We start from the raw sequence: 22,771 nt of genomic DNA, 5'->3' as shown, positions 1-22,771 counted from the left end.
TTCCTCCGGTTTGTCACCGGCAGTCACCTTAGAGTGCCCAACTGAATGCTGGCAACTAAGATCAAGGGTTGCGCTCGTTGCGGGACTTAACCCAACATCTCACGACACGAGCTGACGACAACCATGCACCACCTGTCACTCTGCCCCCGAAGGGGACGTCCTATCTCTAGGATTGTCAGAGGATGTCAAGACCTGGTAAGGTTCTTCGCGTTGCTTCGAATTAAACCACATGCTCCACCGCTTGTGCGGGCCCCCGTCAATTCCTTTGAGTTTCAGTCTTGCGACCGTACTCCCCAGGCGGAGTGCTTAATGCGTTAGCTGCAGCACTAAGGGGCGGAAACCCCCTAACACTTAGCACTCATCGTTTACGGCGTGGACTACCAGGGTATCTAATCCTGTTCGCTCCCCACGCTTTCGCTCCTCAGCGTCAGTTACAGACCAGAGAGTCGCCTTCGCCACTGGTGTTCCTCCACATCTCTACGCATTTCACCGCTACACGTGGAATTCCACTCTCCTCTTCTGCACTCAAGTTCCCCAGTTTCCAATGACCCTCCCCGGTTGAGCCGGGGGCTTTCACATCAGACTTAAGAAACCGCCTGCGAGCCCTTTACGCCCAATAATTCCGGACAACGCTTGCCACCTACGTATTACCGCGGCTGCTGGCACGTAGTTAGCCGTGGCTTTCTGGTTAGGTACCGTCAAGGTACCGCCCTATTCGAACGGTACTTGTTCTTCCCTAACAACAGAGCTTTACGATCCGAAAACCTTCATCACTCACGCGGCGTTGCTCCGTCAGACTTTCGTCCATTGCGGAAGATTCCCTACTGCTGCCTCCCGTAGGAGTCTGGGCCGTGTCTCAGTCCCAGTGTGGCCGATCACCCTCTCAGGTCGGCTACGCATCGTTGCCTTGGTGAGCCATTACCTCACCAACTAGCTAATGCGCCGCGGGTCCATCTGTAAGTGGTAGCCGAAGCCACCTTTTATGTTTGAACCATGCGGTTCAAACAACCATCCGGTATTAGCCCCGGTTTCCCGGAGTTATCCCAGTCTTACAGGCAGGTTACCCACGTGTTACTCACCCGTCCGCCGCTAACATCAGGGAGCAAGCTCCCATCTGTCCGCTCGACTTGCATGTATTAGGCACGCCGCCAGCGTTCGTCCTGAGCCAGGATCAAACTCTCCGATAAAGTAGTTTGACTGACTACGCACATCGCTGTGCGATTTTTTAAAAACTGAATTAACAGGTACGTTTTGTCTTGTTTAGTTTTCAAAGATCATTTTGTTTACTTGCTTTGTTAAAGCAACTTTATTAGTATACAATGTCACTTCTTCAAAGTCAACAACTTTTTTTAAAAAACTTTTGGTGGAGCCTAGCGGGATCGAACCGCTGACCTCCTGCGTGCAAAGCAGGCGCTCTCCCAGCTGAGCTAAGGCCCCATAAAAATGGTCGGGAAGACAGGATTCGAACCTGCGACCCCATGGTCCCAAACCATGTGCTCTACCAAGCTGAGCTACTTCCCGATTTCCTATCTATTCTATTAAAAGATATGGCGCGCCCGAGAGGAGTCGAACCCCTAACCTTTTGATCCGTAGTCAAACGCTCTATCCAATTGAGCTACGGGCGCAATTCAATTTACAATATCCCGTTGGGATAAATGGAGCGGAAGACGGGATTCGAACCCGCGACCCCCACCTTGGCAAGGTGGTGTTCTACCACTGAACTACTTCCGCATATCGCAATAAAAAAAGCTTTCTCCTTATGAGAAACCTTGGTAATAATACATTTAATAAAGCTTCCAAGCGGGCTCGAACCGCTGACCTCTTCCTTACCATGGAAGAGCATCTTGAAAGTTTATATCCGGTTTCTTAGGACAAAAGTAATTATAGCAGTGTTTCGATAAATGTCAATACGGTTTAGACAAATTTAGAAAGGTGGCGAATAATCGTGTTTGCCACCTTTCTGCCACCTTAAGGTGGCGAATACACCTATAAAGATATTTTTGAGCAATACAGAGGATTTACTATGGTTAAATTTTGTTCTTTCTTCTTTTCAAGAACCATCTAACAATTAAATAAATGATACCTAACCAAACAATAATCGGAATAATGATACCTAAAGTCGCCATAGTAAATTCCTCCTATTTTTCTTTTATTTTACAATAAATCCTATTATTCCCCTATTTTTTCAAGTATACTACGAATGTATCAAACTTCAAATAGGAAAGAGGTAGGAAAGAAATGAAAAAACGATCTTTTTTAATGCCTAGTCTCGCCGCTTTGTTATTGGTCCCTGTTGCACCAGCATCAGCGTCAGAAACACCTCAAGTTCACACTACACCAAATGCTATGCAAGCCAAACTTGCTACGTCTCAAGCAATGGACACAGAACTCGAAGTTAAAAAACTAAAAGAATTAGGACAAGATCCAGAAAAACTCCAATTCAAAGATGGACAATCTCTCGAAGTTAAATTTGATGACGGCAGCCGAATTGTCTACTCCCTAGAAACAACTCCTACATCAAAAGAAAATCTTCCTAAGAACCTCACCCAAAGTGACGCTGACATCCAAGCCACATACAAAACATACACTTTAAGAAAACAATACTTCTATGTCACAGCAAATGCCAACATTTCTGTCAAAGCAGATATTAAACATGAAGGAAGAAGCTTAACTGTAAGAAGAGCTTACCATGGCTTCCAAGGTACATTCGCTAAAAACGATAAACAGTCCAGCCGTATCATTCGAAAAAATGCCACAAGCCCAAAAATGGGGATTACAGAAACAAGTGGCCAATTTACGTTGTATGCTTTCGGGAACATAGCTGACTACTACACAAGGAGCTATGTACTAAGAATGGATATTGATACTGCTGGCTTCGCCAACCTAAGAGTACTGCAATAAAGCAATGTTAATCAATCCTCGCAAAGCCCCCTTTTAATTTATAACAAAAAGAACCCATCTATGACGATGGGTTCTTTATTTAATAACTTTTAATGTTCTTGGAGATCCTGCTTCCCAAGTTACATATTCTTTTCTTTTCAGAGCGTCTAAAAGTCCTTTCACTGTACTCGGTGAGGTTAACCCTAACATATTCATTAATTTTCTATATGTAGGAGCAAACCCTTTTTCATTAATTTATTTTTCGATAACTTGGAGCGTTTCAAATTGTCGTTCTGTAATTTTACGCATAATTCTTGGCCCCTCTTTTATATGCTGAAGGAGAAACAGCAAGGATATTCTCGATCGTAAACGTCTTTATTTGACGGCTGCTGAAACAATAAGCGCGTATGTAACTCTGATTAATCTGCCGAACAATAATTGATCTCTTTGTAATGAGACCGTCATTTTTCATATATATCATATCTAATGGTGTTTTCTCAGTTAATGAACGTTTTAAAATCGATTCCATGCTTTCCTCCTCCTTCTTTACCATCATTTTATACGAACATTAGTTCTATCTCAAGTTGAAAAACGAATGTTTGTTCTGGTATTATTTACTCAAGGAGGCAATTGAATTGAATGATTTTGAGCAAAAAGTGTATCGGATTATTTTTAATATGACCCACTTCGGAAAAAATCCCTCGTTGGATCAATTGCTGAGAAAGACTGGGAAGGATGAACGAGCTATACGGGAAGCAGTTAAGAATCTTATGAGGAAGCGTTTGTTAAAATGGGATAAGAAAAAGAATAAATGGATTGTTTAAAAACCCCACCTTAAAAGATGGGGTTTAACAGGGTAATATCACTTAGATATTAATAGCTTTTTCGGCTACATGGAAAGTTCCAGAATCATTCATAGCAGCATATACATTTTCCACATTTAATAAACCTGCAAAAAGAATACCGATTAAAGCGGAGCTGATTAAAATTTTTTTCATTATATAGCCTCCGTAACCTTAAGTATTTGTGTTTGTGCATGTATAGTTCTCTTTAAGAAGCTTCTTCCCTCTGCATAGTTTCTTTGATTATAATGAAAGTCACCCAATTTTTCTGTTAATTCTGCAAAATCAGACCACAGGCGTTTCTTTTCCAAATAGTCTAAGCTTCGATTTACTTCTGTTTCATTATATTCTTCATATAATGAATTAATGATCTTTAATTTCGCCATATATTCTTCTTCATTAGAATCTTCAGCCCGTTTTAAAGCTGTTTCATAAAAGAACCGTGCATCCTTAGGTTTGTTGCTTTGGTAAAGTACATTTGCCATCATATATAATGATCTTACTCCATACACTGTATCAAGATGTTCTTTCATGTCTATTGCTTTTTTGAAATGCTCTTCAGCTGCAGTTAGGTTTTGGGTCCTTAAATAAACTAAGCCTAAATTATGAAAGATCACTCCAATGATCCTTTTTGTCTTTTTCTCATTCATTCCCTCAGCGACACTTAAAGCTTCTCGGTAATATGATTCCGCCTCTTTCAGCCGGTACATATCGTACATATTAGCTCCAAACATCATATTGCATCCGATCACTTTCACCTTATACAATTGATTTTTTTCAAACAAATGCTTAGCTTTTTTTAAATGATTCAGGGAAACAAAATGCTGATCAATTTGATAGTAGGCATCTGCTATTTTATAATGAAATTCAGCTTGTTCCATTTCATCTGAAACTGCAGTCAATTCTTCCTCAGCTTTACGATAATAACTTATCGCTTCCACGTATTCTTTATGATCAAATTCATACATCCCTCGGAAAAATAATGAGTAATATTTTAAAAGGCCTGTAAGTCTTTTTTGCGGTTTTTCTATTTTTTCAAGTAGTTCATCGACTGTGGGACGATCCCGATATCTGTCTTCTGGCTCCAATGAATCTAACATCAATTGATGACGGAAACACATCAATGAATAATAAACAAGTAAATCCTGATCCTCTTCCATTTCCTCTATTTCTTGCTCAACTTCCGCCTTTAAGATTTCTGCATCAGGAACACTGAATTGACGAATCATTTTATACCATTCATTGATCTTGACTCCCACTCGGGATGACGGTAAAACTTGGTCCATACATACCCCTCCCTCTTATGTCTATTTTTGTAATATTGTAACATTTCCAAAAAGTGTTTATGCCGCAAAAAAACCGCAAACTTTTTCTTCGGTTCACTTCGTTCAATTACTCATCTTCCAGGGTTTATTGTATTTCTCACTCTCTTTATATGGTAAAATTTTGTTAGTTATTGAACCAAAAAGCTTAACAAGAAAGGATATGATCATGAAAGTTTTTGAAGCCAAATCACTGCTTTCCGAAGCAGATAAACGCGCAAAGGAATACAAAGAATTAAGAAGTCAGATGGTCAATCTAAAAAAGGCCTTTAAAGCCGTAGCTGATTTAGATGACAGTGAGTTTTCCGGCAAAGGCGCCGACAACATTAAAGCATTTTACCAAGATCACGCAGGTGTAGCTGACAATTGGATTGACTTACTTGATATGAAAATTGCTTTTTTGACAAGCATTTCCGGCACTTTAGAGGAGGCCAGTTTATCTGATGCTTACATAGAAGAATCCTTCTTAGAACATGAGCTGGCTAACGCCTACACAAAATCAAAATCAATTATGTCTGAACAAAAGAAAGCGATGAAAGATATCTTACATGATATCGACGATATCCTTCCGCTTGATCTGTTTTCAACTGAGGACTTTAAAGACGAACTCACCGATGCGGAGGACAAACGCAAAAAAACAGTCGATAAACTAGGCAGCGTGGACGAAGCACTTGTTACTGAATATGCCCAATCAGAGCCAAACGAGCAATTCATCAAGAAGGACTTCCAAAAGCTTGAGGAATCAACAGGCAAAGGCAAGAATGCTACACCCATCCATTACAACGCCAAGGCGTACCGTGAGAGTGATATACATAAGAAAAAAAGTGATATTGAGAAGCGAACGGATGCTTATTTGACGATTAAAAAGAAAGAAGAAAAAGAACGGGAAATCGAAAAACTGAAAGAAAGACTGAAAAATTACGACTATGCTGATGCAGATGAATTCTATTCAATGGCTAAAACTATTGGTTACGAGAACCTGACAGAGGATCAGCAAAGGTATTTCACACAGATAGAAAACACACATGAACTCACGGAGGGCTTCAAAGGAGTCGGTGTCGGTCTTTATGATGTTGGAAAAGATACTGTAATTGGTTTAAAAGACTTAGCTGTCGGTGTCTGGGAATTCTCCCAACTCTCTGATAAGCAAAAAGTTGCCACAACAATTAGTACTGTGTTGAATACACCTTCATATGCTAAAATCATATGGCAAAATATAGCTGATTCATGGAACGATAAATTTATAAACGGTGATACATACTCAAAGGCACACTATGTTACATATGTAATCGGCAATCTAGTTGGATTAAAAGGCGCAGGAACTGCTGTAAAAGTATCTAGTAAGATCGCCAAAACTGGCGCAACTAAAGTAGATAAAGTTTTGAAAGCTGGAGAAAAGACAGCAACTAACCATGTAAATAAAGGAATCTCTAAAGGAAAAAAATACATCAAATCCTTATCTGGAAATAAAGATGAACTGGCTCTTGTAGGAATAGCTCAAGATATAGAGAACACTTACAATGTAAAGAATACATCTATATTAAAAAAAGAGATTCAATCCAAACAAGATCAATTCGTCCAAGCTGCACCATATACGCATAAAGATGCATTCGGTAACACCGTCACAACCAACTTAAAAAATGGACATTTAAAAAATGATGTTCACCCTGTAACCGGAGTACCTTATGATAAAGATGGCTTCCCAATTTTTGAACCAGTTGCCGAAGTAAAGATTGATAAATCATTATATCTACAGAAAGATACTGCACAATTTAAAAAAGCCACTGAACTATTACAGCAAGAAATTAATAAAAATCCAGAGTTAAAAAAACATTTTACAGAAATGCAGTTAAAGCAGATTTCAAAAGGCAAAAAACCAAAAGGTTTTACATGGCACCACCATCAAAATGAAGGTATAATGCAGCTAGTAGATGCAGATATTCATGGCAAGACAGGACATACTGGCGGAAGAAACATATGGGGCGGAGGTTCCAAATACAGATAAAAGGAGTTTTCAAAATGGTTGAATGGGATTTCGGAGAGCATCCTGTTAGTAACGAGGAAATTATTGAAGTAGAAAACATTTTACAAGTAAAGTTCCCAAAGGATTATTTAGAATATGTCAAAATCTATTCTGGCGCTACCCCTTCTCCCGAAACTTTTGACCTTGAAGATAGGGAAGGAGTTGCATTCGGATACTTACATAGCTTTCATAAAGAAAGTGAGTCATATATAGTTAACGTTTCAAATCGTTATCGAGATGGTAGAATGCCAGACAAAGTAATACCGATTGCGGATGATGTGTTTGGCAATGAAATCTGTTACGATTTTCGAAAAGGACTCAGTAGTCCTTCTATTGTTTTTTGGGACCATGAAATTGCACATGAAGATCCTGATAGAGCTCTGAGTCATATATGTGATTCATTTCCCGAGTTAGTTAATAAACTATACGAGGAATAAACTGTAAATCCCTTCTCATAACGAGAAGGGATTCTCTTATTTTAGTAGGGATTCAATTTTCGCTTTTGTCTTAGGTCCATAAATGCCGTCAGCAGTCAGGCCATTAACTGACTGGAACCGTTTGACTGCATTTGCTGTTTTCGGACCATACACGCCATCAATGCCGTTATTCTTCGCCCCTTTATCCGGATAGAAATAAAGAGCTGCCAGCGCTTTTTGAATCTGCCTTATGGCATCCCCTTTTCGCATAGGGCTTGTTACTCTAATGACACCAGAAGGCAGCGCATATGACGTTTTTTTGCTGCTTGGTTTAGGGCTCGAAGTGCTTGAGCCTGTGATCTTCAATACTTGGCCGACCTTGATCAAATTCGGGTTTTTGATACCGTTCAAGCTTTGCAGGGTTGCCACACTCACCCCGTGTTCTTTTGCAATTACGGAAAGAGTATCGCCTTTTTTGACTGTGTAAGTGCCCCCAGAAGCTTTAGGCGCAGATGATGACGGTTTAGAGGTTGTTTTCCCGCCCAGGGCCTTCAATTCTGCTTCAATGGCAGCTTTAACCTCTTCCCATCTTCCCTCTGACAAAATACGGTGCGGGCAATACTTACCGTTCCAGTCTTGATGTTTGCGGATTCGATCAACACCCCAGCCACGTTCTTTAAGCAGCTGCGCCACAAACTTGATTGCGAGCTTTTCTGCCGCCTTATATTTAGGTCCCCCTGACTTGCTGTAGCAGATTTCAACACCGATAGATTTACGGTTCCCGGTGCCGTTTGTGCCGTCTCCTGTATGCCATGCGTTACGATTTAATGGCAGCCCTTGAATAACCTCTTTATCATCCACTGCAAAATGAAAGCTTGTAGAGCTCGTGTTGTTCTTCATGAATGAAATTTCATTTTTTGCTGAAGCATCGTTTGCTGTGTTGTGAATAGTGATATATTCCGGAACCATGGGATTCGAACATTTCAAACTGTATTTTTCTTTAGAGACTAAGTTCTTAACCACTTTAATGGCCATAATATTTCCTCTCCTATTCTTTTTTAGATTAAAAAAGGACGCCAGCCGGCAACCTCATTTAGTTAGATTGTTTTGTTTTAAGATTGTTTTCTGCTTGTGCCCTTTGGTTGTCACGTAGTTATTTTTGAACCATGCTGCGAGTGTCGTTCCGATAGTAAAGATCACAGACACTGCTGTGTAAAGAGCATCAGCAAGCTGATTCACTTGGTCCTCCGTAATATCTAAAGGTGACTTTCCAAACATCAACATAGTTTGGTTGATAAGTGCAATTAAAAGAAGCACAGTCCGAATGACCGTGCCTTTGTCGTAGTTTTTCATTTTGTATGTTCCTCCTTATTTTTGCAAAACGGTATAAAAAATAGCGATTGCTCCGCCAATAACGCCAGTGCATACCGCTGTTATGATAGCGCCTGTGATCGAGCGCTTGATCCATGTTGTATTTTCTTCTATTTTGTTTAGTTTTTCATTCAGCGTCATGATCTGCTGATCTTGTCTATCCGAGACACGCTCAAGGGCATTGACGCGCTGCTCTATCGCTTTATTCTCACTTTTAATCTCTGATATTTCTCTTTGTAGTGCGAGCAAATCCGGTACCTCCGTCGGTTGTGACATCAGTACACCCCCCTTTTATTTCATCTTCTTCACCTCCTCCGAGGCAAAATAAAAGGACAACCGGATTTTAGGAGACGGCCGTCCCTCTTACTGAAAAGTTTCCATTCGTCAAAGATTTAAGTTCCATCACGATTTCCTTAAAACCGGTAATATCAAAAGACCAGGCTTCTGACTTCCCTTTTGTGCTAGTGGCAAACGTGCCATCGTCCACTTTTTGCCCTCTGAGGGCTCGTTTTGTTCCAGATAGGGATTTACCCCAGAATATCAATTCGCTTGTCTCAGCTGTCCCATAAACCTCAATAAGCAACGTTTTAAATGAGCCAACAGTGAACGGAGTACCTTCCCCCACTGTTTCTGTTTTATCATGAAAAACAACATCCATTGTTTTTGCTTGAGTGTCCAATGAGCTAATATTCAAGCCTTCAGTCTGAACTTTTAAGCGACCTTCATCGGTTAAGCCGCTCTTATCTATTTGCATAGTGAGCGGAGCAGCTGTCGTAATTGGAACAGCTTGTTTAATATTTATATCTTCTTCCCCAGCGCCAAGCGACTGATAAAGTAAGAATTCGGACTGTTGCAGATTACCGTTTGCATACCTAAAGCGGAAATATCGTTGTGTTAAGTGGATCCATTCAGTCTCGCCAAGTGTCCCCGCCTTAACCACTAAGGAAGATACTGTGGTCCATGTATTTTGATCGTTACTTTCTTCGATAAATAATGTACCTTCACGATCAGAATAAGCATGTCCTTTTACTTTTGAAATTAAAACCTGACCTAATCGATCTTGACCATACTGTGTATACACTTCAGTCGCTTTTAAGACTGCATTTGTCAACAGCTCAGCATTACCTGAAATGGCAGCCATCGGCACCACAAAATCTCTGTTCCCTTCTCTGTATGGCTTGGCTGCCCCCGGCTTACCGGCTGCATCTGTTGGAAATTGAAAACTATACTGCGTCATTTAAAAATTCCTCCTTGCTTTTGTTAGTCTTTAGCGGTCTATCATGGGCGTTACATCGTACTCACCCCCTTTCAGGCAAAATAAAAAAGCCCTACATGGCTTCTCCTGTGATGTCTTTATACTGTTCTGCAGTGATTAGATTTTTTTCTATTCCTTCCTGTAAATCTTCGTGCGAGCAATCTTTATAGTGGATTGCCTGCTTCACCATTTCAGGGGTAGCCCAGTTATAATATAAAGCCAGTACCCAATAATTCATTCTTCATTCCCTCCTTCTAAGGAAAGCAGCTGCAGCTTTATTTCAGACAGCGCATTTCCTAAAGTCTGGTTTAATTCTTCAAGCTGTTTGCGGGCCAGCTTTTCTTGCGACAATTCTTGAGCAAGCAATTCGACCTGATCAGGAGGCTCATATAGTGGTTTACTTTTCGATTCTTCCCACCAAGATTGTAATTCCTGCTGGGTCGGTAACGGCGCCCGGAGATTCCATTTCTCAATATATGAGCCGTTCCCGTCGTTCCGCAGTTCAAAATCCTTTCTCGGTACCGCAGTAGGGTACTTGTACATAATCGCATCATACAAAATCATAAAAGTACCTCCTATAATCTCGGATAATTTCTGCCGCCCATTTCTGTGATATCAAAATAGTTATACCATCCTGAGTTGTCAGTGATGTAACGCTGAACATCTCCGTCATATCCAACATACAGATAAATCTCTATATAATCGCCTGCATTAGCTGGAACGGTGGCGGCTCCATAAACCCCTACGTTGAATTGGGTAGAATCAGAAGGGTTTGCTGGACTGTTTCTGTAATGCGCTATATTTTTATAAATCTTTCCGTTAAGATAAATCTCCATCTCATAGTTAGCATATCTTTGAACGTTCTCGATATATAAACCTGCATTGACTAAAAACATACCGCTATTAGGACAGATAAACCGGTTATTAGTGACATCAAAAGCATTATGACTGTCTTTTATCTTTCTATTAAAACGAACTTTCTGCTGTTCACCTTTGATAAGAAGCTGTTTTCCAGTTGTACCAACATTGGCATGTGCAAATCCAGATATTTTTTCCCAAGGAGTCCAGCCAGAACCGCTCCACCAATGACGAACCCATATCCCTGTACTGTCAATATAGGTTCCTGATTCATTGCCTGTACCGTAAAAATATTGTGTAAAGCGGGAGTTATTATACTTTTCATTTTTCACAATCCCATATCGTAAAGGGTACCCGGTCGTATTTCCTTGGCCTATATCCATAAGAGAAAGGCCGAGTGGATATGATTCTCCGCTTGTTCTCGCGTCCTGAATTGCGTTTGTTCCTGTAAGAACGGTCAGTTTTTGAATAGAAAAATTTTCTTGAACAAAGGCTTTTGCATCTGAAAGAGCCTTATCAGCTTTATTCTGGGCGTTAACCTCGGTCTCATACTTATTCCAGCCGGACCAGCCTGAATTACCGTCAACATAGTTTGAATACATATTATTCTTATAATCTATAGCCACGACATATCCAAAAGTACCGTTACCGTTACTATCAATGGATGTGAAGTGAAAAAAACCTCTAGTTGATAAGGTGGAAGGAGCATTTGTCGGCTTCCCTGTTGAGTAAAAAGTTCCGAAGGTCTTGCCCGCTTTCACAATTCTCTCCAGAAAGTCGTCTGTATCAGCTATTGATACCAAGACACCTCCGACATCATTTGTAATTTTAAAAAGCTGAGCACCATTCCATTTGTCTTTATCACTTTTAGTAACATGGATATCTTTATTATCAGTGTGAACAGCCAATCTTCTAATTGATCCTTCTTCGGTTTCGTACTTTATCCAATCAGACCAGGATCCGTTAACTAAGGACTTTCTCCAAAACCCGCCATCTGAAGCCATGGCCATTGCTTCTCCATTCATTGATGACGAATACAAATAGACACCACGTACCGCTTGAGGTGGGGAATTAATGGCATCATTCGAAATGTAAAAAGTAAAAGTCTTTTTCTGCCCGATGGCGACGCTATGGAAATCATAACCTTTGCCAACGTTAATAAGAATGGATCCATCGTCTTTCGTCATTTTCGAAAGCTGCGCCCCATTCCATTTAGCTCGCTCTTCATTCGTAATATGCCGTTCCTGATCTTGATTGTGTAGATCAAAATCTTTCTTCGCGGCCTGCTGCACGTTATCAACATTCCCAAGGTCCAACTGTTCCTTTGTCACCTTGTGAGGGTTGTTCATGTCATTTTTATGTGCTGCTAAATCTTTATGCGAGTCTTGGATGCCTTTCTCCCAACGGTTCACATCATCCTCATTGATCGGATCATCCGGCAACCAGTCTATTTTTGCTTCATATGCCATTTGTTACACCACCTCAAAAGTAAATCTAAAGTCCAGCGTTCTATTGTTACTTACATCTAAATCTGTAGTTCTTTCCGTAATCACGTTGTTCTGTTCATCAAGGACCTGAACACTTTCAATGTGTTTGATATCTTCTTCTCGATGAGTAAGTACCATGACAACAGCACCCTGAATGGTTATTTCTACAATCTTTGTTTCATTTCCATTCAGCAGCACTTTCGATATTCTACTTTTAAGATCTGCAGCTGTACGCTCTCTATAAACTTGTGAAATCATGTTAAAACCACCTCGTTATTATTAAGCGTGACAGAATAGCCCACCTTTAGCTCGCTTACTTTTCGATATCGTCTGTTATTCAGAATGACAGTATCTTTTATCTGGAGCGGCTCATTCAAAGCAGCTCGCAGAGTATATGCTAAGTGGGCCGGCTTCATATTCTCTAAAGTTTCTATGAGCTCGCTCATGTGCTGCATATCATCTATATCAATATCCACGTTAAAACGGTACTCTCCGGGAAGCAGCCGGACCTGAGCGGACGGATTCTTTAAGAACCGGTTCAATGCCTGTTCAATGGCTTTATATGTTGCCGGCGGTATATTGGACATTTTAGAGATTAGTCGCAGCCTTCGGATTTCATACGTATCACCGGGCTCTCGAGGCACGTTCAATATCTTTTCCCACCGTTCAAGCCCCCAGGTTGCGGTAGTGACAAACAGCTGATCTGTCAGATCAAAGATGCTGTTATTTTGCTTCTCAAATTCCGGAGCTTCCGCTTTAAGAAGCTCGGTCATTTCCTTTAACTTGGTAAGGAACGGTGGTAGGTAAGCAGTCATTTCATCGAGTTTGCTCAATGATGTTCACCTGCCCCAATTTAGGGATTTCTATGTCACTCAGAACCAAATTTTCTGCCACGCCGTTGATTTTAATATCTGCGTAATCACTTACTGAAGGCGAATTGTAGACGATGTTATTAATCTGCGATAAGCGGATGACGTTATCTTCAAAAGCCATCTTTTTAAAGAGGTTTAATACGCCTGATTCGATTTCCTGTTTTACCTGATCGATAGAGCTATTAACCTCGGGAAGTACCTCGGCAGAAATCTCGATCTCTTTCCAGACCGCACTCTCCACCGTGACAAAGGCACCTATTGGCGCTTGTCCCTCACCTTGTCCGGGTTCTGGATCGATATAATTTTTGACCTTAGATATCAAAATATCGGAAGCGGGTTCGAGATTGGCATTTGTAATAATAATCTTGACCGTGCCATCCCCGTTCCAAAGCGGAAAGATCTTTGCCTTCCCCACTCCGTCAACTTCTTCTGCCCACTGTTTGTAGTGTGCTTTATTAGCGCTGACAGCTTCCCGGCGCACGCGAGTAAAGTAGCGTTCTCTTAAACTGTCGTCACCCTCTTCTTCCCGTCCAGGAATCAGGATCTCTTTCACAATCGCTTTTTGGAGTCCCGGTATAGTGTCTAATGACAAGAGATTTTGGCCAGAAATATTCGCGTTCCCCGCATCCCCGGCTGTTTCGCATTCCAAAGTCCCGTCTGCTGTGTATTGAAAGTAGAGGTTTTCAACAAAAAAGCGGGAACCCACCGGAATGGTTACACCTTCAGTAAACTCCGCCGCCCTGACTGCTTTTGTGGCAGCCGTTCGCTCGATGCCGGCTTCTGTAGCTCGACGATCTAAGAATTCCCCTTGTGCTGTGTCCGAGAAGACAAGTTCCAGCACCGTATCAAGCCAAATATAAGACTTGGCCAATTCTGCAGCTGCAGGAGCTAATGCATTATAAATCACGCTGCCTTCCCTTGTATCAATATCCGCGGAAATACTGTTCAGCATCCGGTCCATAATTTCTTCAAAGGTTTGATCTTCAAACATCCTCACCAAGCACCTCCTCGATCTCCAATGTTCCCTCGTCAGTTTCGACTGTAAAGGAAACATGGAACGAATCGCCATGTTTTTCAATCTCAAAATCTGACACAGAGGAAACACGATCGTCATAGATCAGCGCTTCCTCTATCAGCCGCGGAATCTCCATTTTCTTATATGCGTCTGTTGTTTCATTATCTGCCAGGACGTCTTGAAGCTCATTTCCAATGTCATGACTGAAAACAGAATAGGCGTATCGCTCAGTATGAAGGGATAAATATACAAACTGCTTGATCGCTTCAAGGCCTGTTATCATTTCATTTGTGATACGGCCATTTTCAAAATCTATTTTGTAGGTTTGCGAGGTTTCTATTACTTCGCTGTCATCTTCAATATCATCAAATTCAATTTCTGGCGAAAGGGCCAACTCAGGCACCCCCTATATTTTGTCGAGAATAAAAAATGATTGTCCGCCTTTTAAGGAGACAACCATCACATTCTCACCCATCTTTAGTTCTTCATCTCCTCCAGCGCACAGCCGCTTAGGAATAATAATCAAATCAGACGGAATAATTAGCTTTTCATTTTCATTGAGTTTAATATCAACAGGAGAAACGGAAACCACTTCAGCCGGCAGGATATCCACCGGCGACTCTGAATCAACGGCACCGACGGCCAAGTGCTTGATCGCTTCACTTAGTCTCATGAGGAAACACCATCAGGAATAGAGTTTTTCTCCACAACATCAATGGTCATCGTGTGTGTGGATCCTTTAAATTCATGTTTGTCTGTATCGATCCAGTATGTTTTCTTAACCCCGACTTCCGGAATTGAGATATAGACAGGCAAGCCGCTCTGAAGATCCGGAATCCCAATCGCCTGAATACTCTTGAGTTCTTTTTTAACACCTTTTTTCTGTGCTTGTTTGACTTTCGCACGCTCCTGAAGCTGTGCCTGGTTAATGTTATCAGAAACCGTTTCGACATACTGAAGCACACCATATTTACTGATGCCTGAGCTGTCACTTGCGGAGGCTGTGTATGTTTTATTGTCTTTCTGCCGGCGGAGCTTTACTTTTGTGGCCGTGTCATTAATTGAAGTGCTGTATTGATAGCCGGTGATGTTCACACCCGTCTCCAGCACCCATACTTCTGACGGATCAGGCCAAGTGCGAAGGCCAAGCTTTCCCTTCGCAGAATATAATTGATAATTCCTTCCGGTTTGGCTTTTCGTTTGTTTCAAGGCTTTCAGAATCATGTCATAAAGGCTCGTATCGTCTTTGAACACAAGTGATTTAATTGTATGACCTGTGTTTGCAATAGACGTTGTGGGAATCTGAAAGTCTCTTGCCAGACGTTTTATGATCTCGTCTGCACGCTTATTAGAGAAAACATAAACATCCTTGTTTTTGACCAGATATTGCAGCATATCATAAGCCGTAAAGGTCAGCCCGTGTTCTTCCGGATTGCGAGAAAACACAATGCCCCGGAACAGTTCTTTGCCCTTCCACTTAAATAAAACTGTATCCCCTTCAGATACGCTGTAATATGAATGGGTTCCCTGTTTCGTAATGATCTTGGCCGTGATCGATCGCGGCGCCTGATATCGTTGTCCCTCAAGTGAAACACTTTCAGTTACCAGCTCAAGCCATTCCGTTTCTTTAATGACGAAAAGTTCTATCATGTCATCACCTGCTTTTTATGGCATAAGACTTCATTTCTATATAAATAAAAAGAGAGGTTTTATACCTCCCTATCAAACCTATAAAACTTCACTGCCTCAATTGTTTTCATTGTTTGTTGTTATGCTTGCATTTTCAACATTATCTGCTTCACCATGACCAGGTCCAAAAAGATTTAAAATTACAACTCCTACAAGAATTAAAGCAATCCCTGTGACACTGGCGACATTAATTTTTTCTTTCCAAATCAAAATTGAAATTATTGTGGTAGCAATAATCCCTATTCCAGACCAAAGTGCATAGGCGGTATTCAATGGAATGGTCTTCATTGCAAGTGATAGGAAGAAAAAGGAGCCTATATAAGCAATAATTGTACCAATAGTAGGGTAAAGTTTTGAAAAACCTTCGGCTGCCTTGAGCATAGAAGAACCAATAAGTTCTCCCGAAATTGCAAGCACTAAATATAAATATGCCATTGTTATTTCTCCCTCCTGTAAAAAAATCAAATAATTAAAAACCTGTGTTTTAAGCGCAACCTCTATAGGTTAATTATTTTTATATTCGTTAAAACTTTACAAGAAAGAGAAATTGATTATAAGTCTTTTTTTAGGAAAAAAATTGTGCGCAAGGGACTGCCGATCCAGTAATACCAATAGATTAACCTATGCCTCCGAGATACTTATAGCCCTGAATTGGTTGCCTAGCATTTGAAAAAATAAAACGAAAAAACAAACCTGTTCTCGTATCTATTAGGTATAGCTAGTACGAGGAGCCATACCCATGTCACTGCGGTATCTTTAATTTTTGACCAGGAAAGATCCAGTGTCCTGGCTGCCTGATATTCCGTTTGCTTCGTTTGATCATAGCCTTTTTATTGACGTTCCAAATCTTGCGCCATTTTGTGCTGTCCCCATAAAATTTGCCGGCAAGGTCCCACAAGGTATCCCCTTTTTTAACCGTGTATGTTTTAGGAGCTGATTTAGACGGCCGTTTTTTCTTCGTCTTTTTCTTTTGTTTGATCTTCCGCGGCGCAGCGGTTTTGTATTCCTTCAGTTTGATTTCATAATCACGATCACCTATGTCTTTTTGACCTTCACTATAAGAAAAGCCCTCAATGCTGCAGGTGAAGTTTATTTTCGTGCCAGTAATCAAAAATTGAACCGGCTTTTTCGCTTTTGCCCATTTCTCAATCTTAGCGATAGCATTTTCAGGAGAAGGAAATCCCTTATACTCAGCAAGCGGACTGTGTTTCTTTGGAAAAAAAGAAGAGAACGAAATCTCTTTCGCTCCCGGTTTATCTATAAAAGTGATCTCCCCAAAACTAGCCACTTTTACAGACTCATTTTGAATTGTGTTAGATATATCAATTTGTTCAGGAAGGACAGGAAGCCGCAGCTTGTCCTTCCCTTGTGAAATCCAGAATTCATAAACAGATCTAGTCAAACGCGACGACTCCCTTCGTTCCAATGTTAATATCTTGTTCAAGCTCTTCGACAAGAGCCTGTTTAATCTTGGCTACAAGACTATTCATGTCTTGGTCATTGTGAAAGTGCTGATCGCCGTTAAACTGAATAACGACCTCTTTACCTCCTGCAGCGGTAACAGTTGTTTGTTGACTGCCTGTCGTGGCAGCAGTTACCTGGCCAGATGATAATTCAGTTTGGCCTTTTTGTACAGGATCCGTGACTTCCATTCCGAGAGCTTTAGCTGCTTGAGCCAACAGATAGCGGCCACGTATGCCCCGCTCCTCCGGAATGATCCATTCACGTTTATTTCCTTCACCCACACGTGCAATTTGTTCTCTTGTGATCAGGCCGCCGTTAGCGTAACCAACATACGGTCCACCGCGTCTCAAGCTTTTAATACCAGGTACATTATCAATAGAGCCGTATCTGCTTTTGATGTAGCCAATCGCGGCAGCAGCGTTGTGAATCGGGTTTCTAATGTTACCCATGCCTGGTGCTTTATGTGCGTTAAAAGTAGTCGGTACTGTCTGCATGAGCCCTTGAGATGGATTGCCTGCCTTTGCGTTACTATCCCACAGGTTAATGGCGTTAGGGTTGCCTCCTGATTCAAACTTTGCAATTGTCATCAATCCTGGAAGCCAGCTTAATGGTGTTTTTGTGGCCATCATTGCAGCCATAAGCCACTGTTTAACATTTCCGCCTACTGCGCCCATTCCGGAATAAGCAGCTGCCAGTGAACCTGCTTGTTTTTCAGCGTATTTTTTCACATCGACAGAATCCAGTCCTTTTACAACACCGACAGAGGCAAAACGCCCCAAGCTCATCATGACACGAGAAGGTGAATGGATATCTAACTCTTCACGGAAAGCTTTCGCGACTTTTTTTGCTAGTTCCTTGGCTGCCTCATGGACCTCACTGCCCTTTGAATTCATACCTGAAACAAAATTCCCGATCATTCCGGTTCCCCAGCCGTTTGATGATTCTTTAGACTTCAAAAACGGCTTATTCACATGTGTATTTACATACTGATCAGTGCCAGTTTGTGAACTATTTTGACCGGAAGCAAACCCTTTGATCGTACCAGTTCCCCATGAAGAGGATTTATTCACAGTGTTCTGGAATGGTGTTTTGACTTTCGTCTGCAGGAAGCCATCTGTACCGGTTGCCGTACTGTTCTGGCCGTTAGCATAACCATTGACCACTTGTTTTCCGTAATTCGGAGAGTAGGAGATCAAATTTTTCATAGGCTGGCCAACGTTTTTCTGTTTCCAAGCATCCATTGAAACGACGTTATCGCCAATACCTTGATCAAAGCCCTGCGTGAACTGTTGACCGAAAGAAGCAGCCTGTTCATTAAGGCTCGATGTGTCAATGGTAGGAGATACTGTAGCGGAAACAGTTGATCCGCCAGCTAATGGAGAAACAGCAGCTTCTCCACCTGCTGATGAAGCAGAAGCCATGTCATCAACAACGCTCATCCCTAGTTTAGAAGCAGCCTGAGAAAGAAGCATTTTACCGCGTCCCTTGTTGTTATCAACAGGGATAACAAACTCTTTACCCGCTTCACCAATCCACGAAATGGTTGGTTTCGTAATAAAACCGCCCGTCGCATTCCTTTCAGCTTCAAGAACGCTTTTTTGTTTAGGAAAAATACTTGTTGGCGCTGATGGCTGAGACTGAGCAAGACCAATTCCTCCGCCACCGCTAGAATTTTTACCGGATGAGGATTTACCAGATCTTTTTTGATGAAGACCTGTTGCTTCTTCACCTCTCCCTATGATATTGCCTATGATCTCCCCTCCAGCATCAGCTAATCCTTTTAGCTTAATGACCCACCAGAATGTATCTTCAAACTTCTCCTTAATTCCGTCAGCAATTTCACCTAATGGATCACCCACATTTTTAGTAAACCAAGTTTTAACACCTTTCCATGCGTCTGTCACTGCAGTTTTTGCTGACTCAAATTTTTCCGAAATGGATTTTTTGGCATCTTCTACTTTTGAGACAATCGGATTCCAAACATTTTCACTGAACCAAGCCGAAACTGCACTCCACTTGTCAGAAATCCATGTCCACGCTTCGTTAAGCTTTGTCCAGATCCAGTTTGCTGCATTAGTGACAGCATCACTCACTGGCGTCCAAACATTATCCATGAACCAAGTTGAAACTGTAGACCATAATTCTGAAATAAAAGTCCATGCTTCGTTGATCTTCGTCCAAATCCAATTTGCTACGTTACTAACAGCGTTACTGATTGGGTTCCAGACGTTGTCATAAAACCAAGTTGCCACCTGAAGCCATTTTAATTGGATCCAGATTCGCGCATAATCAATATGTGCTTGGATCCAGCCAGCAACAGTTGCAACTGCATTACTAATTGGATTCCAGACATTATCCATGAACCAAGTGGAGACAGTGGACCATGTATCTGAGATCCAAGTCCAAGCATCATTTATTTTTGTCCAAATCCAATCAGCAGCATCAGTGACACCGTCAACTAATGGATTCCAAACATTATCCATGAACCAAGTCGATACAATCTTCCAGAGAGCTTTGATACCATCCCAGGCAAATAAAAAGGCACCAACTACTAAATTTATGATCGGAACAGCAGTGTTATAAATAGGTGTCCACACGTTATCCACAAACCAGGATGACACGTCATTCCAGGTATCAGTCAGCCATTTCTTAGCATCCTCAAATTTATCGGTGATCTTATCAATCTTGTCTCCGGCCCAATCACTAACAGGGGTCCAGACGTTATCCATAAACCAATCTGAGAAATCAGACCAAGTATCCTCAATCCAATCGACGGCATTTCCTGCACCGTCTACAATTCCATCCCATGCTTTTGAAGCGCCGCCATCATCAAACCACTTGCCAATAGAGGATCCTAAATCAGAACCCCCTATACCGCCTGCGATACTACCGACAACTCCACCAACAGCAGTTCCGACAACAGGGACAACAGAACCAATGGCTGCTCCCGCGGCTCCACCTGCAGCAGCTCCACCAAGATTCCCGGCGAAAGAACCAACTTTCTCACCTGCATTTTCTTTGTTCATCCCGAGTAAATCAGTTGCCGCTAATGCAGTTCCCAAAAGAGGGATACCTTTCGCAAATTTACCGACACTCTTTAGAGGACTTAAAACTTTCCCGAACTTCGAGGCTCCGCCTGTCGCTCGGCCTGCTGCACGAAGTTCTGATCTGGTGGTGTTTACTATAGCTCTCGAACCTGCGCTTCTAACAGGATCAGCTGCCGTTCTTCCTGAACGCCTTCTTTCTAGCTGTTCGGATGACACAGTAATAGATCTGTTAGAAGGATTCACACTCGTTGGATTCCCGCGTCGGCCAGAAGCATTTTTCCCTCTCCCTTTACGGCTGCGGTCACTTCCGCCGATACCATTACAAGAGCAACAAGTTAAGCCGCCGCTCCGAGGTAGACTCGTTGGACTCGAAGCGGTTCCAGAACGTCCGCATCTTCTCCCTGTATTACGAGTAGCCTTTCCATTCCGTCTTCCGCTTCGTGTATTAGGATCACCGCCGGGAACACGGTTGGGAATTAACCTCCGAATTACTCCCGCTGCGTCGCTTCCGACAGTTCCAATTCCTTTCAAGAGCGGCCGTAGGATTTTCAAATATGCAATCAATCCAATTAAAGGAGGAACCACAACTTTAAAGGCTGTTTTTAAATCGTCCCAATGATTCACCGTCCACTCAATGGCCACATTCAGCTTGTCACCTATTGCCTCGCCAAGATCAGTAATATCCTTTTTGATCTCTTTGAGTTTTTCTTGACCTTCCTTGCTGTTTAGGAACGAGTCGATCTTATCAAAGGCTGGGCCTAAACCGGTAAGCAGTGAGGTTCCCATATCCTTAGATATGCTTTCAAAATCCCGCATGGCGTCATTAATCGGTGTCATCGGGTTATTATCCCGAAGCTGAGAAAAGCTGCGTTCCAGTTCGCCTGTTGTTTTTGCACTTGTGCCAATGCCTTCAGCCATATCTAAAATCGGCTGCTTCAGGTCTTCATATTGCGTTCCTATTAGCTCCGTGGCGATAGATGCCCGCTTAGTCTTGTCTTTGACTTTTGATAAGGCATCAGCAACCTTAAATAAGCTTTCTTGACCACTAATTGAACCGTCTTTAAACCCTTTGAACATCTTCTCTGTTTCTTTGGCACCGAATAGCGATTTGAACGCGTCTACTTGACTATCAGACATTTCAGTACGGCGAATGTTAAATTCACGCATACTGTCAGCGAGGTTGTCGAAGTTTCTGGCCCCACCCTTTGTCCCTTTAATCATGGCGTTAGCGATCTGGCCGCCTGTGAGTTTCATGTCTTTAAAAGTGGAACTGTATTCATTCATCGTGTCCAGCAAATCGTCAGCCTGGTCACCGGCGTTCCGATACACATACGCGATTAAATCCCCGCTGTCCTTCCCGGACATTTTCAAGTTGTTGTACATTGAGCTGAAGGCCCGGTCCACTTCCGCCTGATCAGCATTCATAAGCTGCGCGATCTTGCTAGATGACTCTGTCAATTCCGCTAGGGCTTTTTTAGAAGCTCCTGTCTGTTGTGACAAGGTTCTCAGAGATAAGCTGACTTCTTCCCGGGACCCTCCCGCTTTGTTGTCATAATAGATCTGGTCTGTCATTCTAGCAGCGTCTTTTTTGCTGACTTTCGAAGTCGCTGAAACATAGGCGTCTTGGGACATAGCACTTTTCCCGCTACCCATAATCGCACCAGCTGACAGTCCGCCACCAACTGCCAGGGTGACAGCAGCGTTTTTCAGACCGTCTAATTTTGCTTCAATTGCATCCAGAACCCCTGAAGCTTTGTCTTTAATAGAAACCGTAGGCTCAGCATGTTCGCTGTCTACATCGGACACATGGCGCCGAATCTCATCTAATTGGCTTGAAGCACGATCACGAACTGAAACAGTAGGTTCAGCATGCGAGCGGTTCAAATCTGAAAGGCCTCCACGAATCAAGCGAAAACGTGGTGTAGCCTGATCATTAACGGAAACCGTCACCTCATGGCTGCCTTCCGTAAGATCCTCCGTTTGTTGGCGTATAGAATGTAAACCATTCGAAACCCGATCATCCAGACCAACTTCAAGAGATCGAGCCCGTCCGGTCAAGCGGCTTGCTGATCGGTCAATACGTCTCATAACCCGCTCTGTTCGATCTTCAGCATCAAAAATAAGAGGGCCATTAGCGGCCCTCTGAAGTCTTTCTGCATTCCCTTGTATCTTTCGAAGCTTGCGGGTGATCTTATCCTGTAAATCAAACGTAGCTGTTAGTTTAGCCATA

24 protein-coding genes, 4 tRNA genes and 1 rRNA gene (1 of these 29 cut by a window edge) are annotated in these 22,771 nt (G+C 42.2%); 4 read left to right on the top strand and 25 right to left on the bottom strand.

What is annotated here, in order from left to right:
* The 5 genes from NSQ09_RS06855 to NSQ09_RS06835 form a co-directional block, all read right to left on the bottom strand.
* Positions 1–1,187 (bottom strand): 16S ribosomal RNA (locus tag NSQ09_RS06855); it reaches 363 nt to the left of the window's first position.
* Between the two features lie 174 nt (positions 1,188–1,361).
* Positions 1,362–1,437: transfer RNA gene (locus NSQ09_RS06850), tRNA-Ala, on the bottom strand.
* A gap of 7 nt (positions 1,438–1,444) precedes the next feature.
* Positions 1,445–1,521: transfer RNA gene (locus NSQ09_RS06845), tRNA-Pro, on the bottom strand.
* Between the two features lie 27 nt (positions 1,522–1,548).
* Positions 1,549–1,625, bottom strand: a tRNA-Arg gene (locus NSQ09_RS06840).
* A 31-nt stretch (positions 1,626–1,656) separates the two neighbouring features.
* Positions 1,657–1,731: transfer RNA gene (locus NSQ09_RS06835), tRNA-Gly, on the bottom strand.
* A 507-nt stretch (positions 1,732–2,238) separates the two neighbouring features.
* Here NSQ09_RS06835 and NSQ09_RS06830 point away from each other — a divergent pair.
* Positions 2,239–2,901, top strand: a complete 663-nt coding sequence (locus NSQ09_RS06830) for a hypothetical protein (RefSeq protein WP_341030725.1) — start codon at positions 2,239–2,241, stop codon at positions 2,899–2,901.
* Between the two features lie 75 nt (positions 2,902–2,976).
* Here NSQ09_RS06830 and NSQ09_RS06825 read toward each other — a convergent pair whose 3' ends face one another.
* Together NSQ09_RS06825 and NSQ09_RS06820 are read right to left on the bottom strand one after the other, a co-directional pair.
* Entirely contained in the window at positions 2,977–3,135 is a 159-nt protein-coding gene (locus NSQ09_RS06825) for a transcriptional regulator (protein WP_306741354.1), read from the bottom strand.
* Between the two features lie 46 nt (positions 3,136–3,181).
* Positions 3,182–3,409, bottom strand: coding sequence for a hypothetical protein (locus NSQ09_RS06820; RefSeq protein WP_086352438.1), 228 nt, complete (start codon positions 3,407–3,409; stop codon positions 3,182–3,184).
* 106 nt (positions 3,410–3,515) lie between these two features.
* Here NSQ09_RS06820 and NSQ09_RS06815 point away from each other — a divergent pair, with 106 nt between their 5' ends.
* Positions 3,516–3,704, top strand: a complete 189-nt coding sequence (locus NSQ09_RS06815; protein WP_086352439.1) for a hypothetical protein — start codon at positions 3,516–3,518, stop codon at positions 3,702–3,704.
* A gap of 42 nt (positions 3,705–3,746) precedes the next feature.
* Here NSQ09_RS06815 and NSQ09_RS06810 read toward each other — a convergent pair whose 3' ends face one another.
* Entirely contained in the window at positions 3,747–3,878 is a 132-nt protein-coding gene (locus tag NSQ09_RS06810) for a hypothetical protein (RefSeq protein WP_282627626.1), read from the bottom strand.
* Complete coding sequence (locus NSQ09_RS06805; protein ID WP_341030720.1) at positions 3,878–5,008, bottom strand: Rap family tetratricopeptide repeat protein; 1,131 nt, start codon at positions 5,006–5,008, stop codon at positions 3,878–3,880. Before NSQ09_RS06805 ends, NSQ09_RS06810 begins: the two co-directional genes overlap by 1 nt.
* 205 nt (positions 5,009–5,213) lie before the next feature.
* Here NSQ09_RS06805 and NSQ09_RS06800 point away from each other — a divergent pair, with 205 nt between their 5' ends.
* Positions 5,214–7,049, top strand: coding sequence for a T7SS effector LXG polymorphic toxin (locus tag NSQ09_RS06800; protein ID WP_341030718.1), 1,836 nt, complete (start codon positions 5,214–5,216; stop codon positions 7,047–7,049).
* 14 nt (positions 7,050–7,063) lie between these two features.
* Positions 7,064–7,504, top strand: coding sequence for an SMI1/KNR4 family protein (locus NSQ09_RS06795; protein WP_041351419.1), 441 nt, complete (start codon positions 7,064–7,066; stop codon positions 7,502–7,504).
* Between the two features lie 36 nt (positions 7,505–7,540).
* Here the strand turns inward: NSQ09_RS06795 and NSQ09_RS06790 are convergent, their stop codons facing one another.
* From NSQ09_RS06790 to NSQ09_RS06715, 16 genes are all read right to left on the bottom strand, one after another.
* Positions 7,541–8,518, bottom strand: a complete 978-nt coding sequence (locus tag NSQ09_RS06790; protein WP_341030717.1) for an N-acetylmuramoyl-L-alanine amidase — start codon at positions 8,516–8,518, stop codon at positions 7,541–7,543.
* A 54-nt stretch (positions 8,519–8,572) separates the two neighbouring features.
* Positions 8,573–8,836, bottom strand: coding sequence for a phage holin (locus tag NSQ09_RS06785; protein WP_341030716.1), 264 nt, complete (start codon positions 8,834–8,836; stop codon positions 8,573–8,575).
* A gap of 15 nt (positions 8,837–8,851) precedes the next feature.
* The gene (locus NSQ09_RS06780) at positions 8,852–9,130 is read right to left on the bottom strand and encodes a hemolysin XhlA family protein (RefSeq protein ID WP_017696800.1); all 279 of its coding nucleotides are present in this window, start codon (positions 9,128–9,130) and stop codon (positions 8,852–8,854) included.
* 67 nt (positions 9,131–9,197) lie between these two features.
* On the bottom strand, positions 9,198–10,091 hold the full coding sequence (gene xepA / locus NSQ09_RS06775; protein WP_131227029.1) for a phage-like element PBSX protein XepA: 894 nt from the start codon (positions 10,089–10,091) through the stop codon (positions 9,198–9,200).
* 91 nt (positions 10,092–10,182) lie between these two features.
* Positions 10,183–10,347, bottom strand: coding sequence for an XkdX family protein (locus NSQ09_RS06770; RefSeq protein ID WP_131227028.1), 165 nt, complete (start codon positions 10,345–10,347; stop codon positions 10,183–10,185).
* On the bottom strand, positions 10,344–10,673 hold the full coding sequence (locus tag NSQ09_RS06765; RefSeq protein WP_131227027.1) for an XkdW family protein: 330 nt from the start codon (positions 10,671–10,673) through the stop codon (positions 10,344–10,346). The genes NSQ09_RS06770 and NSQ09_RS06765 overlap by 4 nt, the downstream gene beginning before the upstream one ends.
* Before the next feature lie 11 nt (positions 10,674–10,684).
* Positions 10,685–12,436: a terminase gene (locus NSQ09_RS06760; RefSeq protein ID WP_341030711.1), complete on the bottom strand. Its 1,752-nt coding sequence runs from the start codon at positions 12,434–12,436 to the stop codon at positions 10,685–10,687.
* A gap of 3 nt (positions 12,437–12,439) precedes the next feature.
* Positions 12,440–12,712, bottom strand: coding sequence for a hypothetical protein (locus tag NSQ09_RS06755; RefSeq protein ID WP_131227025.1), 273 nt, complete (start codon positions 12,710–12,712; stop codon positions 12,440–12,442).
* Complete coding sequence (locus tag NSQ09_RS06750; RefSeq protein WP_131227024.1) at positions 12,709–13,287, bottom strand: YmfQ family protein; 579 nt, start codon at positions 13,285–13,287, stop codon at positions 12,709–12,711. The genes NSQ09_RS06755 and NSQ09_RS06750 overlap by 4 nt, the downstream gene beginning before the upstream one ends.
* Positions 13,271–14,317: a baseplate J/gp47 family protein gene (locus NSQ09_RS06745; RefSeq protein WP_341030709.1), complete on the bottom strand. Its 1,047-nt coding sequence runs from the start codon at positions 14,315–14,317 to the stop codon at positions 13,271–13,273. Before NSQ09_RS06745 ends, NSQ09_RS06750 begins: the two co-directional genes overlap by 17 nt.
* The gene (locus tag NSQ09_RS06740; RefSeq protein ID WP_131227023.1) at positions 14,310–14,735 is read right to left on the bottom strand and encodes a DUF2634 domain-containing protein; all 426 of its coding nucleotides are present in this window, start codon (positions 14,733–14,735) and stop codon (positions 14,310–14,312) included. The genes NSQ09_RS06745 and NSQ09_RS06740 overlap by 8 nt, the downstream gene beginning before the upstream one ends.
* Positions 14,736–14,747: 12 nt before the next feature.
* A complete protein-coding gene (locus NSQ09_RS06735) occupies positions 14,748–15,014 on the bottom strand; it encodes a DUF2577 family protein (protein WP_131227022.1) in 267 nt (88 codons plus the stop codon).
* Positions 15,011–15,991, bottom strand: a complete 981-nt coding sequence (locus NSQ09_RS06730; protein WP_131227021.1) for an XkdQ/YqbQ family protein — start codon at positions 15,989–15,991, stop codon at positions 15,011–15,013. The genes NSQ09_RS06735 and NSQ09_RS06730 overlap by 4 nt, the downstream gene beginning before the upstream one ends.
* A gap of 96 nt (positions 15,992–16,087) precedes the next feature.
* A complete protein-coding gene (emrC, locus tag NSQ09_RS06725; RefSeq protein WP_131227020.1) occupies positions 16,088–16,465 on the bottom strand; it encodes a multidrug efflux transporter outer membrane subunit EmrC in 378 nt (125 codons plus the stop codon).
* A gap of 307 nt (positions 16,466–16,772) precedes the next feature.
* Entirely contained in the window at positions 16,773–17,432 is a 660-nt protein-coding gene (locus NSQ09_RS06720) for a LysM peptidoglycan-binding domain-containing protein (protein WP_003229936.1), read from the bottom strand.
* Entirely contained in the window at positions 17,425–22,770 is a 5,346-nt protein-coding gene (locus NSQ09_RS06715; RefSeq protein ID WP_341030706.1) for a phage tail tape measure protein, read from the bottom strand. Before NSQ09_RS06715 ends, NSQ09_RS06720 begins: the two co-directional genes overlap by 8 nt.
* Between the last annotated feature and the right edge of the window lies 1 nt (position 22,771).

It is taken from the genome of Bacillus sp. FSL W8-1202, assembly GCF_038006165.1.
Taxonomy (GTDB): Bacteria; Bacillota; Bacilli; order Bacillales; family Bacillaceae; genus Bacillus; species Bacillus subtilis.
The sequence above is the reverse complement of the archived record's forward strand: the minus strand, read 5'-3'. Positions and strand labels throughout refer to the sequence as shown.